The sequence below is a fragment of the Sulfuricurvum sp. genome (assembly GCF_031427015.1).
GTDB lineage: Bacteria > Campylobacterota > Campylobacteria > Campylobacterales > Sulfurimonadaceae > Sulfuricurvum.
On sequence record NZ_JASJOW010000005.1, the window covers coordinates 95,714 to 110,804 of the forward strand.

General features: G+C 42.2%; 10 protein-coding genes. 7 read left to right on the top strand and 3 right to left on the bottom strand.

The genetic code is table 11. The annotated features are described in order from the left end of the window. Nucleotides 1–23 precede the first annotated feature (23 nt). Complete coding sequence (locus tag RMO68_RS10290; protein WP_310440665.1) at nucleotides 24–1,817, top strand: GGDEF domain-containing protein; 1,794 nt, start codon at nucleotides 24–26, stop codon at nucleotides 1,815–1,817. Between the two features lie 12 nt (nucleotides 1,818–1,829). Here RMO68_RS10290 and RMO68_RS10295 read toward each other — a convergent pair whose 3' ends face one another. The 3 genes from RMO68_RS10295 to RMO68_RS10305 form a co-directional block, all read right to left on the bottom strand. Continuing rightward, nucleotides 1,830–3,668: a GGDEF domain-containing protein gene (locus RMO68_RS10295; RefSeq protein ID WP_310440666.1), complete on the bottom strand. Its 1,839-nt coding sequence runs from the start codon at nucleotides 3,666–3,668 to the stop codon at nucleotides 1,830–1,832. Nucleotides 3,669–3,775: 107 nt separating this feature from the next. Continuing rightward, a complete protein-coding gene (glmS, locus tag RMO68_RS10300) occupies nucleotides 3,776–5,590 on the bottom strand; it encodes a glutamine--fructose-6-phosphate transaminase (isomerizing) (RefSeq protein ID WP_310440667.1) in 1,815 nt (604 codons plus the stop codon). Nucleotides 5,591–5,592: 2 nt separating this feature from the next. Further along, nucleotides 5,593–8,100 carry an HD domain-containing protein gene (locus RMO68_RS10305; protein WP_310440668.1) on the bottom strand — a complete coding sequence of 836 codons (2,508 nt, stop codon included), beginning with the start codon at nucleotides 8,098–8,100 and terminating at the stop codon, nucleotides 5,593–5,595. A gap of 78 nt (nucleotides 8,101–8,178) precedes the next feature. On the opposite strand from RMO68_RS10305, the gene mqnE reads away from it, so the two are divergent. From mqnE to RMO68_RS10335, 6 genes are all read left to right on the top strand, one after another. After that, a complete protein-coding gene (mqnE, locus tag RMO68_RS10310) occupies nucleotides 8,179–9,240 on the top strand; it encodes an aminofutalosine synthase MqnE (protein ID WP_310440669.1) in 1,062 nt (353 codons plus the stop codon). A gap of 9 nt (nucleotides 9,241–9,249) precedes the next feature. Beyond that, a complete protein-coding gene (locus tag RMO68_RS10315) occupies nucleotides 9,250–9,819 on the top strand; it encodes an aminodeoxychorismate/anthranilate synthase component II (protein ID WP_310440670.1) in 570 nt (189 codons plus the stop codon). Then, nucleotides 9,816–11,000: a hypothetical protein gene (locus RMO68_RS10320; RefSeq protein ID WP_310440671.1), complete on the top strand. Its 1,185-nt coding sequence runs from the start codon at nucleotides 9,816–9,818 to the stop codon at nucleotides 10,998–11,000. The genes RMO68_RS10315 and RMO68_RS10320 overlap by 4 nt, the downstream gene beginning before the upstream one ends. A 92-nt stretch (nucleotides 11,001–11,092) precedes the next feature. After that, nucleotides 11,093–12,409 (top strand): ATP citrate lyase citrate-binding domain-containing protein, encoded by a 1,317-nt coding sequence (locus tag RMO68_RS10325; RefSeq protein WP_310440672.1) that lies wholly within the window; start codon nucleotides 11,093–11,095, stop codon nucleotides 12,407–12,409. A 10-nt stretch (nucleotides 12,410–12,419) separates the two neighbouring features. Next, nucleotides 12,420–14,237: a citrate/2-methylcitrate synthase gene (locus tag RMO68_RS10330; protein WP_310440673.1), complete on the top strand. Its 1,818-nt coding sequence runs from the start codon at nucleotides 12,420–12,422 to the stop codon at nucleotides 14,235–14,237. 111 nt (nucleotides 14,238–14,348) lie between these two features. Beyond that, entirely contained in the window at nucleotides 14,349–14,996 is a 648-nt protein-coding gene (locus RMO68_RS10335; RefSeq protein ID WP_310440674.1) for a type II secretion system protein, read from the top strand. The last annotated feature ends 95 nt before the right edge of the window (nucleotides 14,997–15,091 follow it).

Below are 15,091 nucleotides of genomic sequence, written 5' to 3' on the forward strand. Positions count from 1 at the left end.
TTTACGTCAATAAGTCAGGAATAATGAAAAAAGAGAAAACATTTATTACCCTTGTAATCAGTATTTTAGCCGTTATGATTATTTTAGTTGCCGTTTTGGCGGCAACTTTTCGGTATATGGGGTTGCAATCGGCGGAGAGTAAGGCAAATTTAGCGGCACAGATCGTTCGAGAATCGTTAACCTCCCATATGATTAGCGGAAGTGCCGATTACCAAAACGAACTACTGAAACAGATTGATGCGTTGGAAGGGATGAAACGTACGTGGGTTGTCCGCTCCGAGAATTTAAGTCGTCAATACGGAAAAGGGATACATCCTCAAGAACCTGTTGACGATATCGATCGTGCGGTATTACGCGAAGCTAAAAGTATTGAAAATATTTCAGGCTCATTATTCTCTGATACCCTTTATCGGCTCTCTATCCCCTACATTGCTACGGAAAAGGGAAAAATTGATTGTCTTAGCTGTCATAACTCCAAAGTCGGGGACGTTTTAGGGGTTGTCTCCATTGAAATAGAGATCAATGACCTTAAAGTAACCGGATTGATCGCCGTTGCCATAGCAATTTCCGTTTTACTCCTTTTAACGTTTTATCTTCTCAAAAATGTACGCCGTTTTATCGCTTCATATAAAGAGACATTGGATGCCGTTGCCCTCACTATGGAGAACGCTGAACGCGGCGACTATAGCCATCGTATCGACTCTTCTGAGACATTGGACGGTTATAATGCCGCGATGTGGACGAATGCCGTTATGGAAAAACTGGATACGACGTTGAATGAGAGCGGTAAAAAAATGGCTGCGCTCATCCGTTTAGATCAGTACAACACCAATCCGCTCTATACACTTCAGATGGGAGTGGATCAGCTGTATGAAGTAGAACGTTTTCGAACGGAGATTGAGAAAGATCAGAACCTTGAAGAGGTATATGGACGAATCATTGCATTGCTTCGTACACGTTGGAATTTAAATAATTTTAATATTTTAGAACTTAATCCGCTGGATAAGACAACGCATGTGGTTCATACGGAAAAGAGTTTATTGTGCGATGCCCTTAGTGGTTGTCGAGCAGATCATACAAGCGGTATAGTCGATTCGACACAGTGTGAGGTTGCATGCCCTAAAATGATTGATCCCTTAGCTCATTATGTGTGCCAAAGTTATCCGATTGTTGATGATTTGGATATTGTAGTCTCTCTCGTTACTTATGATGTTCGTGAAGTGAGCACGATACGGTTAGCCCTGGAGCAGTTAGGAAACTATATTAATGCTTCAAAACTTCAGATTATTAATAAAAAATTACAACAGACCGTTCGGATCGATCCTATGACACAGCTCTATAATCGTGCGTATCTTGAAGAACTTACAAAACTTATAATGGCTCAGTCTACGCGAACGATGATCCCTTACGGTATCTTAATGATTGATATGGACCAGTTTCATCTAATTAACCAATCTTATGGGAATGCCATCGGAGATGAGGTGATTAAAGCGATGGCGCGTAATATCCATGAGAACATTCGACAAGGGGACATCCTTGTCCGTTACAGCGGTGATACATTTGCGGTCATTCTTTACGATTATGAGGAGAATGATGTGCACGAAGTAGCGGAAGCCATACGGGTCTCTTTCAAGAAAAAAATCAGAATCAATACCTATGCTATTTTGAAAACCGTAAGTATCGGAGTCTCTCTTTTCCCATTGCAAACGCACGACATGATAGAGGGGATCGAATACGCTAAGCGAGCGTTGCTAGAAACAAAGCACCAAGGGGGGAATGCCTCTTTGGTATACGATAATAAGAGAATGCCGGTTTAATAGCAATCTCTTTTAAAATTGATCTCCGCCGGTAAACATACGCGCTTCAAATTCGATAACGCGGTTACGTCCCGTATGTTTACCCTCATAGAGGGCGATATCAGCGAATTTAATCACTTTCCAGATAGAGTCGGCTTGGGAAGGGAAGTGAGCAATACCGATACTAAGTGTTTTTTGAACGGTATCGTTTCCGAATTGAAATTTCTTCTCATTAAATACCGTCCGTATTTTTTCAGCTACTCCTACTGCCCCCTCAGGTGTCGTGTTGTGGAGCAGTACTAAGAATTCTTCTCCGCCGTAACGTACCGGAAGATCGGCTTTGCGAATACTTTGTACCAAGATTTCAGAGAGAGATTTGATCACAACGTCTCCGGCATCATGACCATAGGTATCATTGATCATTTTAAAGTAATCGATATCAATCATAAGTACGGCATAAGAGACGTGAGATCGTATCGCTTGTTCAGCACTTTTATCAATAAATTCTTCTAAAAAGCGACGATTATAGAGTCCTGTTGCCCCGTCTCGCAGAGAAGAGTCTCGTAATTTATCCATAAGACTTCGACTTTCAATAACCGCTTTAGCCGCTTCGAAATAGTTTCGAATACTCGGAAGTGCAAGATTCATCATTTCAATAGTTTCCGTATCTTTAGCTGAATAGGAGAGAATTAATGCCAAATCATCGTTAATATTAAATGGGATACACGAATACTCTTTCTCATCCGCACAGTTGGCACAAATACCCGGAAAATCGGTTGAGTAAACATCCGTTGCGGTGCGGTAAGCCCGACACTCTTGCGTATCTTTGTCCGCACTTGGGAGACAAAAGCTTTTGTGATCGGTAATGTAAATAAGTTTACGCTCTTTGGTTGTTTTATCCACTTCGTAAAGGGCAAAATGGTCAAAATGAAATTTTTCCTTTAGAACATAAATAAATCGAGAATAGACATCATTTTTATTACTGTCCATTTCGATTGTCTTTTTAAATTTATAGACATCGGAGAGTTCTTGAATAATGACACCTGCTGTACTAAGCGGATCACTGCTACAGATATTAGAGCGAGAAGCAAAAGTATTGAGGTTGTGTTTTATCCCCCCGAACGTATCTTCCATTTTTTGAAATAGGGTATTCATCTGTTCGGCGACTTCACTTCCCGCATCTTTGAGCGTAGTAGTAAATCGAAAACTGAAATCTCCGGTACGTGCACGTTTAATACCGTTTTGAAGATTTTCAAAGAGTTTCATATAAGGTTTGAAATAATGGTTTGTCACCCATAGGGCGATGATAATAAAGACAACATTGATAGCAAAAATTTTAGCAATCGTCATGGCGCCGGTTTGACGAATTTCATTGATGTTGAACTCCATACTGATAGCCCCTAAGACATCCCCTTCTTGGACATTATGACAGGTGAGACAGTTTGGATTCCCATACGCGGTTGCGGTATAGGGAATGGTTACCCGTAAAACGGCATTTTGAGGATCTTCCCGAATTTCTCGGACGGTTACCCCCTCTTTTAATACTTGACGATCGATAGCATCGCGGGGTTTTTCATTTTGCATCCCCTCGCCGTGTTGCTGTATAACACTGTCGGCACGAACTATCCAAAGGGCTTGTACATCTTTGATATTGGCAATATTGCCGAGAAAAAACTCCCGCTTATCCATGATGCCGTTAACCATATGTGCCGTTAAACCGTCACGAACAATTTCAGCCGTCATCTTTGATTTTTCGATAGCGTTGTTGTAGCCATAATCACGAAAATTAAGTGCGACGTTGGTGATCGTTGCAACAGCAAGCCCGATGAGCATTAAAGCAACGATAAATAATATTTTACGGTTGGCATTCATATTTTATTACCTTATATTTTAACGGATGAAAATAGAGAGTTATTTTGGGAAGACAATAGCTAAATAATTTTTAAAAATAGATGAAAGTAGAGTTAAAGCGTCAGGGTCTATTCAACCGTAACGCTTTTGGCGAGATTGCGCGGCATATCGACGTCATTACCCAAACGGATAGCGATCTCCATCGATAGAAGCTGTAATACGACCATCATTTCAAAAAACTCACACATATAATCGTCATGTGCATGGGTGCGGATATGATCGTCCGCTTTATCAAAATCGAGCGGACTGATAGAGCAGATTGTTGAGTCGCGGGCGCTTAGCTCTTCGATATTGCTTTTGGTCTTATCATAAAGTTTATGTTCCGGAAGGAGTGCAATGGTAAATAGCTCCGGATCGGCGAGGGCGATAGGACCGTGTTTCATTTCACCGCTCGGATACCCCTCGGCATGGAGATAGGTAATCTCTTTAAGTTTTAAAGCTCCCTCTAACGCAAGCGGGAAGAAAACATCTCTCCCGATGAAAAAGAAACCGTGCCCATGTAAATAGCGTTTGCTTAAGCGACGTAGTTGCTCATGCAGAGCATTCTCAACACTCACGGTTGAGGGGAGGGTGCGTAGAAGCTGAATTTGACGTTTGATCTCTTCGGAAGGGAGGGTTTTTCGTACTCCCCCAAGATAGAGGCTAAGCATCCATAACACACACACTTGGGTAGCAAATGCTTTTGTCGAAGCGACCCCTTTTTCGATTCCGGCACGGGTGAGGATAGAGGCATCGGCGAGTCGTACCATTGAAGAGTTATCGACATTACAGATAACCATAGTTTTGAGGTTATTGCGTTTCGCCATTTTCAGAGACTCTAACGTATCGGCCGTTTCGCCGCTTTGGCTGATAACGACGAAAAGGGTACCCTGAGTGAGAAAAGGTTCGCGGTAACGGAATTCACTGGCAATTTCAACCGAAGTTTTTATCTTTGCATGGCGTTCAAACAGATAGCTGGCAACAAGCGCGGCATGATAGCTTGTACCGCACGCACAAAATTTGATTTCGTTGATCCCCTCAAATAGATTACTCTCAAGCTCTTCAAAATAGACACTTTCATCGCGTAGACGTCCGAGCAATGTGTCGGCAAGGACGCGACTTTGTTCATAGATCTCTTTTTCCATAAAAAATCGAAATCCCTCTTTTTGAGCGGAGAGTTTGTTCTCGGAGAGGGGGGTAAAACGGAGCACTACAGCATGATGAGTTTCATCAAACAATGAAATTCCCTCTGCGGATGCATAGCCGTAATGACCGTCTTCGAGATAGATCACTTCATGACACTTGCCGATTAAAGCGGCATCAGAGGAGCCGAAGAGAGTTTCACTCTCTTTGTTGCGCCCGATAATCATTGGAGAGCCGTGTTTCGCGAAGAAAATTGTCCCCTCCATATCGGCGTTAACAAGTAAGATAGCATAAGCACCGTGAAGCTGGGCAAGGGTTTGTTTAAACGCTTCAAATGGACTTGAGGCACTTTTGAGTTGATACTCAAAAAGATGGACGATTACTTCTGTGTCGGTTTGACTTAAAAACTGAACCCCTTGAGTGGTAAGCATTGTTTTAAGCTCTTGGTAGTTTTCGATGATACCGTTATGAACGACGTAGGAATTTTCCCCTAAGTGCGGGTGGGCATTGAGTTCAGTGGGTTTGCCGTGGGTTGCCCAGCGAGTATGTCCGATACCGACAGAAAAACCGGTACTTTCATAATTTTTGGCTTTTTCTTCAAGGTTAATGAGTTTGCCGACCGCTTTAAAAAGGGAAAAATGTCCCTCTTGCAAGACTGCGATACCTGCAGAGTCGTAACCGCGATATTCGAGTTCTCGAAGTCCGTCGATCAATATCTTTTTAACCGGTTTGACTCCGATATATCCGACGATACCGCACATAGTTATTCTCCTACCAATTTAGCAATTATTTCGCGCGCATTATCGCACATTCTATTTTGTTTTTCAATTAAGAAGTGGTCACGTGCCATATTTTTGTTCGTATGGATTTTAGCAGTCGCAATATTGATCTGCGCTTCATCGAAACATTGGACAAAATAGGCCAAAAGTCCCCGTTGATTTGTTGTGTTGAGATTAAGTTGTGCGTAATGAATAGAGTGGTCACAATCGAGAGTAATTTCATTCGGTTTAATGATCGGTTTAGCGAGGGTCAGTTTTTTAGTCATATCAAATGCCTCTTCGACAATAATCTGAATTTGCTCCATAGTCCCCTCTAGGGGGCGTTGCAAAAATTCGATTTTAAAGTATTTGATGCCGTCAAAAAGGGTGAAAATATCCATCGATGCCACGTCAAGATAACTGAGCTTTCCTAATAAGTACCCAAGATTTAGAGGGATGCGACGGAAAATATGGATGACAAGCCCCCCCTCGATGTTAAGTTGATAGGTGAAGGTTTGACATTCAAAGGCCTCTTTGGAAATATTGATAATTTCACTCGGAGTATGTTTGAAAAAGAAAAGGTTGGATTCAATGGAGAGAACTTTTTTCTGCTCAATTTTCGAAAGTTGAATAAATTCAGGATCGTGGATCAGGCGTTTTTCTTTATTTTCACGTTTAATAGCATCGGTAATCCGATCATTCTGGGAAGCAATCTCAAGGGATGCTTCATAGAGTTCATGAAGCAGGTTTGCACCGAAACTGGTATAGGTTCCACTCCCCACACCGTTAATGTCGGCATAGGTCAGAATATAAAGAAGGGTTAGATTTTCCGGTGTTTTGATTTTGGACATAAATTGGTAGAGGGTTTTTTCGTTGTAAAGATTTTCACGATAAGCGACATTGCTCATTAAAACGTGGTGCCGTACAAGAAGCGCTCCACGCTCGAACTGCGGAGTTGGAAGTTTCAAGTTTTTGAGGAATGGGACGATGAGTTTTGTCCCCACTTCAGAATGATCTTGTTTACGCCCTTTGCCGGTATCATGTAGAAGTATAGCTGCTTTGAGGAGGAGTTTGTCCGGAGAACTGAGAGGGTGATAAAGGGCTTCAACATACGGGTCTTGAATGTTTTCAAGGGCTTCAATACATTTAATCGAGTGTAAATCGACGGGATAGTGGTGATACCCGTCAAACTGCGGTAAATGAAGTACTTTCTTAAACGCGCCGATGAGGTGATGTAAAATCCCCGCATCATAAAAGAGTTTTATAATGACATAGAAATGTTGACGTTCAAAGAGCTTACGCAATAATCCATAGGTTTTCACTCTGAGCGGATGTTTGATGTGGGTGTAGGTAAAATGAAATAGAACACTGGAATCAAAAATCCATTCACGATCTTCCAGATTAACCAGTAACTCTAAAAGGGTGTCAATCGGAGGGGTTTGTATGTTATAAGAAGCATACAATATCCCCTCAAAACTGTAAAAACCTTTGTGGATCCTCCCCTCTCGGAGTGCTTGAATAGGAGCTGAATGATGGAGATAAAGGCGAGCCATTTTTTTGACATAGATTTGAGTGAAGTTATTAATCCGCCATTGCGCTTCCAACAATCGACTGACGAGTTTGCGCTCGTCACTAAATCCGAGCATTTGTGCGATACGGGGCATATAATCAAGGACGAGCTGATCTTGTTGTTTACCGCTGAGCAGATGGAGTGCACTACGGACGCGAAAGAGCAGTTCAAGAGCAATCCTATAGTCACGGTACTGTTCATCGCTAAAGAGTTCACTGCTGAGCTCTTTGAGGCTATTGACGCCATAGATAGTCTTTGCTATCCAATAGAGCAGTTGCGAATCACGCAATCCGCCTACCCCTTCTTTGATATGCGGCTGCATCGAAAAAGGAAATTTTCGACGACGAATATCGGCTTCTTCGATTTTAGCCATTATAAATGTTTTTGGGTCATCATTTCGGATAAGGGTTAGACGGTTTTGTGTGACACTCCACGTAAAGGGGGAACCGATGATGAGACGCGATTCCATGAGTGCTGTTTTGATCGTAATATCCTCACGTGAGGCATTCAGTAAGTCATTGACATCATGAACACGATGGCCCAGTTTAAGCCCTGCATCCCATGCTAAATAGAGAAACTTTTCGATGATGGAAGCGGTATTGTATCCGTCGTTTTTTTCATACACGATCATGAGGTCGATATCACTGTGGACGCAGAGTTGCTCTCGACCATAGCTCCCAAGTGCGATGAAAGCGATAGGGATGGAGCTGCGCATCGGCAGATAATTTCCAAACATGCGACGCAGGATCGTTTTATACATGAGAGAGACAATGGAATCAAGTGTTTTGGTGTGAATGACAAGGAAATCTTTTCCCTGATTACGTTCAAAGAGTTCCAAAAGTGAATTTTTATAATCGGAAATATAGGTTTTAAAAAGTTTAGATATCTCAAAATCGCTTGCATTACGCTCGATGAGGTCTTCAATCTGTTCGCTGATGCTCATAGTAACTACTTTTTGAAGATATTGTACCGTTTTTCTTTTGCTATAATGCGCCAAAAAATAAGCAATAAAGAATAAACAATGGATTTGATAGCAAAAGTAAAACGACATGAACGTCTGAGCGCAGATGAAGCGGTTGCATTGTACGATTTAGACCTTTTTACTCTCGGTGAACTTGCGGATGAGCGTCGCAGGGCATTGCACGGCAAACGTACCTATTTTAATATCAACCGTCACATCAATCCGACCAATGTATGCAAAGACATCTGTAAATTTTGTGCGTACAGCGCGAGTCGTAAAAATCCGAACCCTTATACGATGAGTCATGAAGAGATTTTGGCGATCACCGATGATATCGTTGCACGGGGAATTTCGGAAGTTCATATCGTCTCTGCCCATAATCCTGAAACGGGATTGGAGTGGTATCTCGAAGTATTTAGTAAAATCAAAGCACGTCACCCCGAGCTTCACATCAAAGCTCTCACAGCGGCAGAAGTCCATTTTCTCGCCGAAGAGTACGGCAAAAGCTATGATGATATTATCGATTTGATGATAGCCAACGGGGTTGACTCGATGCCCGGAGGCGGTGCGGAGATTTTTGACGAGAAAGTACGTGACTATATCTGCAAAGGAAAAGTAACTTCCGCGCAATGGCTCGAAATTCACCGTAAATGGCATGAACGTGGGATGAAATCAAATGTCACGATGCTGTTCGGTCACGTCGAAGAGCGTTCTCACCGCATCGATCATATGTTCCGAATCCGTGATTTGCAAGATGCTACGGGGGGATTTAACTGTTTCATCCCACTTGTCTATCAGAGCGAGAACAACTTTTTGAACGTGAAAGAGTCGATAACAGCGCATGAAATTCTCAAAACGATGGCAATCAGTCGTATTGTTCTCGATAATGTACCGAATCTCAAAGCCTATTGGGTCACTTCAACGGTCAATCTCGCCCTTGTTGCCCAAGAGTTCGGGGCGAACGATCTTGACGGTACAATCGAGCGCGAGTCAATCAACTCTGCTGCCGGAGCGGCAAGTGCGAACGGTGTAAATCTCGAAGAGTTCGTTGCTCTGATAAAGAACAGCGGATTTGCTCCCGTTGAACGTGATAGCTTGTATAATACAATCAAAGCATGGTAAGGAACAGCGATGATTTTAATGATTGATAACTATGACAGTTTTACGTATAACATTGTGCAGTATTGTTTAGAGCTTGGAGCCGACCTTAAAATTATCCGTAACGATGAACTCACGGTCGAAGAGATCGAAGCGTTGCATCCCGAAAAGATCATTATTTCTCCTGGCCCTGCAACCCCCGATGATGCGGGAGTGACACTAGACGTTATTCGTCATTTTGCCGACAAAGTACCTATTTTAGGAATTTGTTTGGGACATCAAAGCATCGCACAGGCATTCGGTGCTAATGTGGTACGAGCCAATCGGATGATGCACGGCAAAACATCTAAAATGATTCGTTCGGGAGAAACCCCTATTTTTAATAAATTACCGGAGATGTTTACCGCTACACGCTATCACTCCTTAATTGTTGAACAAGAGAATCTTCCGGATGTTATTGTCCCTACGGCATACAGTGAAGATGACCATGAAATTATGGCATTAGAGATTAAAAACAAACCAATATACGGTGTTCAATTTCACCCAGAATCGATTATGAGTGAATTCGGACATGAGATAATCAATAACTTTTTAAAATTATGAGAGAAAAAGTTCTTTTTTTAGCACTCTTAGGGATTAATTTTTTAGTCCTTGTTTTGCAAATAAAAGGGCTCTCTATCGGATATCATGAAGCGCAAATTTTATACGGTGAAGTATCCCCTCTACAACTGCTAATCTCTTCTTCGCTCCGTTTTTTCGGACAAAATGATTATATGCTTAGAGTGCCGATGATTGTACTTCATCTGCTTTCGGTCGTGTTACTTTACGGCATTTCAAAACATTATGTTTCACGGGAGCATGATCGTTTATGGATCGTTCTCATTTATATCCTTCTCCCCGGTGTCACGAGTGCGGCTTTGATTGTGGATAATGCGGGATTAGTTATTGCCTCATTATTCCTTTTTGTGTACATTCATCTTAATTTTGGACGCTATGCTTTGGGACTGATCCCTATCCTTATCGTCATTGATCCTGCATTTGCTTATCTTTTCTTTGCAATAGCTCTTTATGGTCTTTACCGAAAAGAGTATCTGTATACTTTATTCGGAGCGGTAGCTTTAGTACTTTCTCTCAGCGTCTATGGGATACATGTCGGGGGATCGCCGGAGAGTCGTTTTTTGGATGCTTTGGGTGTGTATACGGCTATATTTTCACCTATTGTCTTTCTTTATCTTTTTTATGTTTTGTATCGTCGTATGATTTCCAAGGAGTGGGATCTAATCTGGATGATTGCGATGAGTGCTTTTATGATTTCTTTGTTACTCTCTTTTCGGCAAAAAGTAGAAATTCAAACCTTCGCCCCCTTTTTACTTTTGGCATTACCGCTCGCGGCACAAACATTTTTACATACCTATCGTATTCGCTTACGCGAATTCCGTGGACGGTACCGATTCCTTTTTTATACGGCGTTTACCCTTTTAGTAGTAAATGTATTAGCGGTATTTTTTAACCACTATTTTTATCGTTTTTTGAGCAATCCGACACACCATTTCTCCTATCCGATGCATGTTGCAAAAGAACTTTCGGCAGTGTTGCATCATGACAATATCAAATGCATTGATGCAGGGAATGAGAAACTTCAGTTACGTCTACGTTTTTACGGAATCACACACTGTGAGGAGTATCGTTTGGAGAATGAGATAGCTCCAAGAAGTAAAAAGGTTACAATAAGTTACACTAAAAAGCCAATTTATGAGATGTATGTTACTAAAGTAAACAAATAATCATCTTTTTTCTGCAAAAACTTCCGAGAAGTCATTCAAATTCCCTATAAATGATATAATTTTCGTTAAATAGATTATTCGAAGGAGTTGCAATGGCTCAAAGAGCGATTCGTGAATACGATGGTAAAGCAATTTTCTCTAAACATTGGGAAAAATACTTCAGTGGGTTTCATTACGGTTTTAAATCAGTATTGGTAACCAATGGTGATGAATTGCGTGCATGTGCGCAAAAACACGGATTTGAGTGGTTAAAACAAGAAGCTCTTGTAGCAAAGCCGGATATGCTATTCGGTAAACGCGGTAAAAATGATCTTGTATTGTTTAAAACCAATAAACCGGGTGATGTCACTCTTGAAGAAGCTGCCAAATGGATTGATGAAAAAATTTCTCACGAAACGACACTTCTCTCCGGTCAACACGGAACATTGACCCATTTTATTGTTGAGCCGTTCACTCCGCATTCTCAAGATCAAGAGTACTACATTTCAGCAACGACGGTCGGTGAAGACGATGTACTTTATCTATCGGCTGAGGGTGGTATGGAAGTTGAAGAGGGATGGGAAGAAAAAGTCAATGAAGTGACGATTCCGATCACGATGGATGATGCAAATATTGCGCATTTGATCCGTGCAAACGTTCCTGCGGGGATTCCGGCAGAAAATAAAGAGCGTTTTATCACTTTTGCTGAACAATTTTACAAATTCTATCGCGATTTGAACTTCGCTTACCTTGAAATCAACCCGATTGTTATGATCGGAAACGATATGCATATTCTTGACCTTGTTGCACGTCTTGATGACACCGCAGGGTTTATGATGGGTGAATCATGGTGCGGTGCCGAGTTCCCGACAGCGTTCGGTATGGAAGATCAATCTCCTGAAGAAAAAGCGATTGCGGAAGCAGACTCGAAATCGGGTGCTTCATTGAAACTTACTATCCTTAACCCTATGGGTCGTATTTGGACAATGGTTGCGGGTGGCGGTGCATCGGTTGTATACGCCGACACGATTGCCGATCTTTCAGGAAACGTAGCTGACCTTGCAAACTACGGTGAGTATTCGGGCGGACCGACAACGGGTGAAACCAAATTTTATGCGGATACCGTATTGGATTTGATGACACGTCACAAAGACCCGAAAGGTCGCGATAAAATCCTCATCATCGGGGGCGCTATTGCCAACTTTACCGATGTCGCGAAAACGTTTACCGGAATTATCCAATCGTTTGAAACCTATGCAGACAAAATGAAAGCGGTCGGAACACGTATTTATGTACGCCGCGGCGGACCGAACTATGAAAAAGGTCTTAAAGATATCAAAGAAGCAGCAGACCGTTTGGGTCTCTATATCGAAGTTTATGGGCCAGAAACGCATGTCACTGACATCGTCCGTATGGCTTTAGAGAAATAAGGAGAGAATGATGGGTGCTTTATTTACCAAAGATACACAAGCAATTTTTTGGAACAACAACGCGAGCGCTATCCAACGTATGTTGGATTATGACTATGTCATCAATCGCGTTAAACCTTCGGTCGCGGCAATCGTTGCTCCGACCTCAGGTAACAAATTTGAGAAATTTTTCTACGGTCCCGATGAGATCATGGTTCCGGTTTTCCGTAACACGACTGAAGCGGCAGCCGCGTTTCCTAATGCAGACGTTCTTTTGAACTTTGGATCATTTCGTACAGCGTACGATGTTACGATGGAAGCAATTGGAATCAAAGGACAATTCAAAACGGTCATGGTAACCGCAGAAGGTATCCCTGAGCGTTTGGCGCGTAAAATGAACCAAGCGGCTCGCGATGCGGGTGTGGTTGTGATCGGACCGGCTACGGTCGGCGGTATCGCTCCGGGCGGATTTAAAATCGCTAACGTCGGCGGAACCATCGAAAACATCATTAATTCTAAATTGCACCGTGCGGGTTCATGCGGACTCGTAACCCGTTCTGGCGGTTTGTTCAATGAACTCTCTAACATCATCAGCATCAATGCCGACGGTATTGCCGAGGGTGTTGCGATCGGTGGAGACCGTTTCGTAGGATCGGTATTTATCGATAACCTTCTTCGTATGGAGAGTAACCCTGAAGTTAAATATATGGTTCTTCTCGGAGAAGTGGGTGGAACTGAAGAGTACAAAGTGATCGAAGCGGTAAAATCAGGCAAGATCAAAAAACCGATTATCGCATGGTGTATCGGTACCATTGCTAAACATTTTAGCTCAGGTGTTCAGTTCGGTCACGCAGGTGCTTCGGCAAATGCGGATGCAGAAACGGCAGCGGCTAAAAATGAAGCAATGGCGGCAGCGGGCATTTACGTTCCTGCGAGTTTCAATGATCTTCCTCACACAATTGCGGAAGTTTACGGAAAACTTCGTTCAGCTGGCACTATCGGCGAAATCGTTGAACCGGAATTGCGCTCAGTTCCAAAAGTACGCCGTAAAAAAGAGTTCATTTGTACTATCTCGGATGACCGTGGAGATGAAGCAACCTATGCGGGTTATCCGATCAGCTCGGTAGCCACTCCGGAAACAGGTTTCGGAATCGGTGATGTTATTTCATTGCTTTGGTTCAAAAAACGTTATCCGAAATGGGCAACCGATTATCTTGAAACGGTTATTAAAACCGTTGCCGATCACGGTCCGGCGGTTTCAGGCGCACACAATGCAAAAGTTACCGCTCGTGCGGGGAAAGATGTTATCAGTTCATTGGTAACAGGTTTGCTTACTATCGGACCTCGTTTCGGCGGTGCGATTGACGATGCAGCGAAATATTTCAAATACGCAAACGACCGCGGTATGTCTCCGGCAGAGTTTATCGATTATATGAAAAAAGAGGGTAAAACGATCTCCGGTATCGGTCACCGTATCAAATCGGTTCGTAACCCGGATCTTCGTGTATCGGGATTGAAAAAATATGCGGCAGAGCATTTCCCAAGTACACCATTGCTTGATTTTGCCCTTGAAGTTGAAAAATTGACAACGTCTAAAAAAGATAACCTTATCTTGAACGTTGACGGTACTATCGGTATCTTGATGGTGGATATGTGGCGTGCACTTGGTTATTCTGAGTCTGATATTGACGGCTTTATCGAAGCGGGTGCATTGAACGCATTCTTCGTTGTCGGTCGCTCAATCGGATTTATCGGACATATCTTGGATGAAAAACGTCTCGGTATGCCGATGTATCGTCATCCGACCGATGATATCCTCTACAACGTCGAACTCGCAGACGAAATTTAATTCTTTTTCTACAATCCCCATATTTTGTGGGGATAGTATCTTTCTTTCACTCCTTCATTTTTAGTTATAATCATTTTTTGATAAATTTTGTTTTCTAAAGGTTTCTATCAGATGAAACGTTTTGCTTTTACGATGCTTGAATTGGTGTTTGTTATTATTGTAATAGGGATATTAGCAGTACTCGCTATGCCAAGTTTTACTTCCAACTCATTGCAAAAAGCGGCAGAACAAGTTGCAGAGCACATTCAATATACGCAGCATCTTGCTATGATAGAAGATAAATTTGATCCCAATGACCAATTATGGTTTCGCGAAAATTGGCAAATCGAATTTACCTCTACCGCTTCTAACGTATGGTATAAAATTTATTGTGATACAGATCATAATGGAAATTCAGATAGTGTTACCCATAAAGAGGTTGCTACTGATCCATTAAGCGGTGATTCATTAGATGGAAATAGTGATATTACCGATCTTAAAAAAAGATTTGCTATTACAAGCGTAGCTTTTTCATCAAGCTGTAGTGGTAGAAATAATAATGGAGGCGGTTTGCCAACTGGTGGTACCGGTAAAGAATTGTCATTTGATAGCCTAGGGCGTCCATATATTTATATTACAAGTGCAACTCCACTTGCTTCAAATATTTATGCATATTTACTGACTTCTGATTGTAATATTACATTAGTCCATGAAAGTGAGGGAAATGCGACGATTATGGTGCGACCGGAGAGTGGTTATGTGTCGGTTGTCTACAACTAGAAAAGCATTCTTTTCATTTTCTAGTAATTTCTTCCTTTTACCTCTTGACTTCTTTCATCTTTTCCCCTATAATTCCCGTCCACAAACGCTGATGA

What these genes read in the sequence shown, in the direction of transcription:
- RMO68_RS10290 (WP_310440665.1), top strand. Translation starts at nt 24, where the DNA reads ATGAAAAAAGAGAAAACATTTATTACCCTTGTAATCAGTATTTTAGCC.
- RMO68_RS10295 (WP_310440666.1), bottom strand. Translation starts at nt 3,668, where the DNA reads ATGAATGCCAACCGTAAAATATTATTTATCGTTGCTTTAATGCTCATC.
- glmS (WP_310440667.1), bottom strand. Translation starts at nt 5,590, where the DNA reads ATGTGCGGTATCGTCGGATATATCGGAGTCAAACCGGTTAAAAAGATA.
- RMO68_RS10305 (WP_310440668.1), bottom strand. Translation starts at nt 8,100, where the DNA reads ATGAGCATCAGCGAACAGATTGAAGACCTCATCGAGCGTAATGCAAGC.
- mqnE (WP_310440669.1), top strand. Translation starts at nt 8,179, where the DNA reads ATGGATTTGATAGCAAAAGTAAAACGACATGAACGTCTGAGCGCAGAT.
- RMO68_RS10315 (WP_310440670.1), top strand. Translation starts at nt 9,250, where the DNA reads ATGATTTTAATGATTGATAACTATGACAGTTTTACGTATAACATTGTG.
- RMO68_RS10320 (WP_310440671.1), top strand. Translation starts at nt 9,816, where the DNA reads ATGAGAGAAAAAGTTCTTTTTTTAGCACTCTTAGGGATTAATTTTTTA.
- RMO68_RS10325 (WP_310440672.1), top strand. Translation starts at nt 11,093, where the DNA reads ATGGCTCAAAGAGCGATTCGTGAATACGATGGTAAAGCAATTTTCTCT.
- RMO68_RS10330 (WP_310440673.1), top strand. Translation starts at nt 12,420, where the DNA reads ATGGGTGCTTTATTTACCAAAGATACACAAGCAATTTTTTGGAACAAC.
- RMO68_RS10335 (WP_310440674.1), top strand. Translation starts at nt 14,349, where the DNA reads ATGAAACGTTTTGCTTTTACGATGCTTGAATTGGTGTTTGTTATTATT.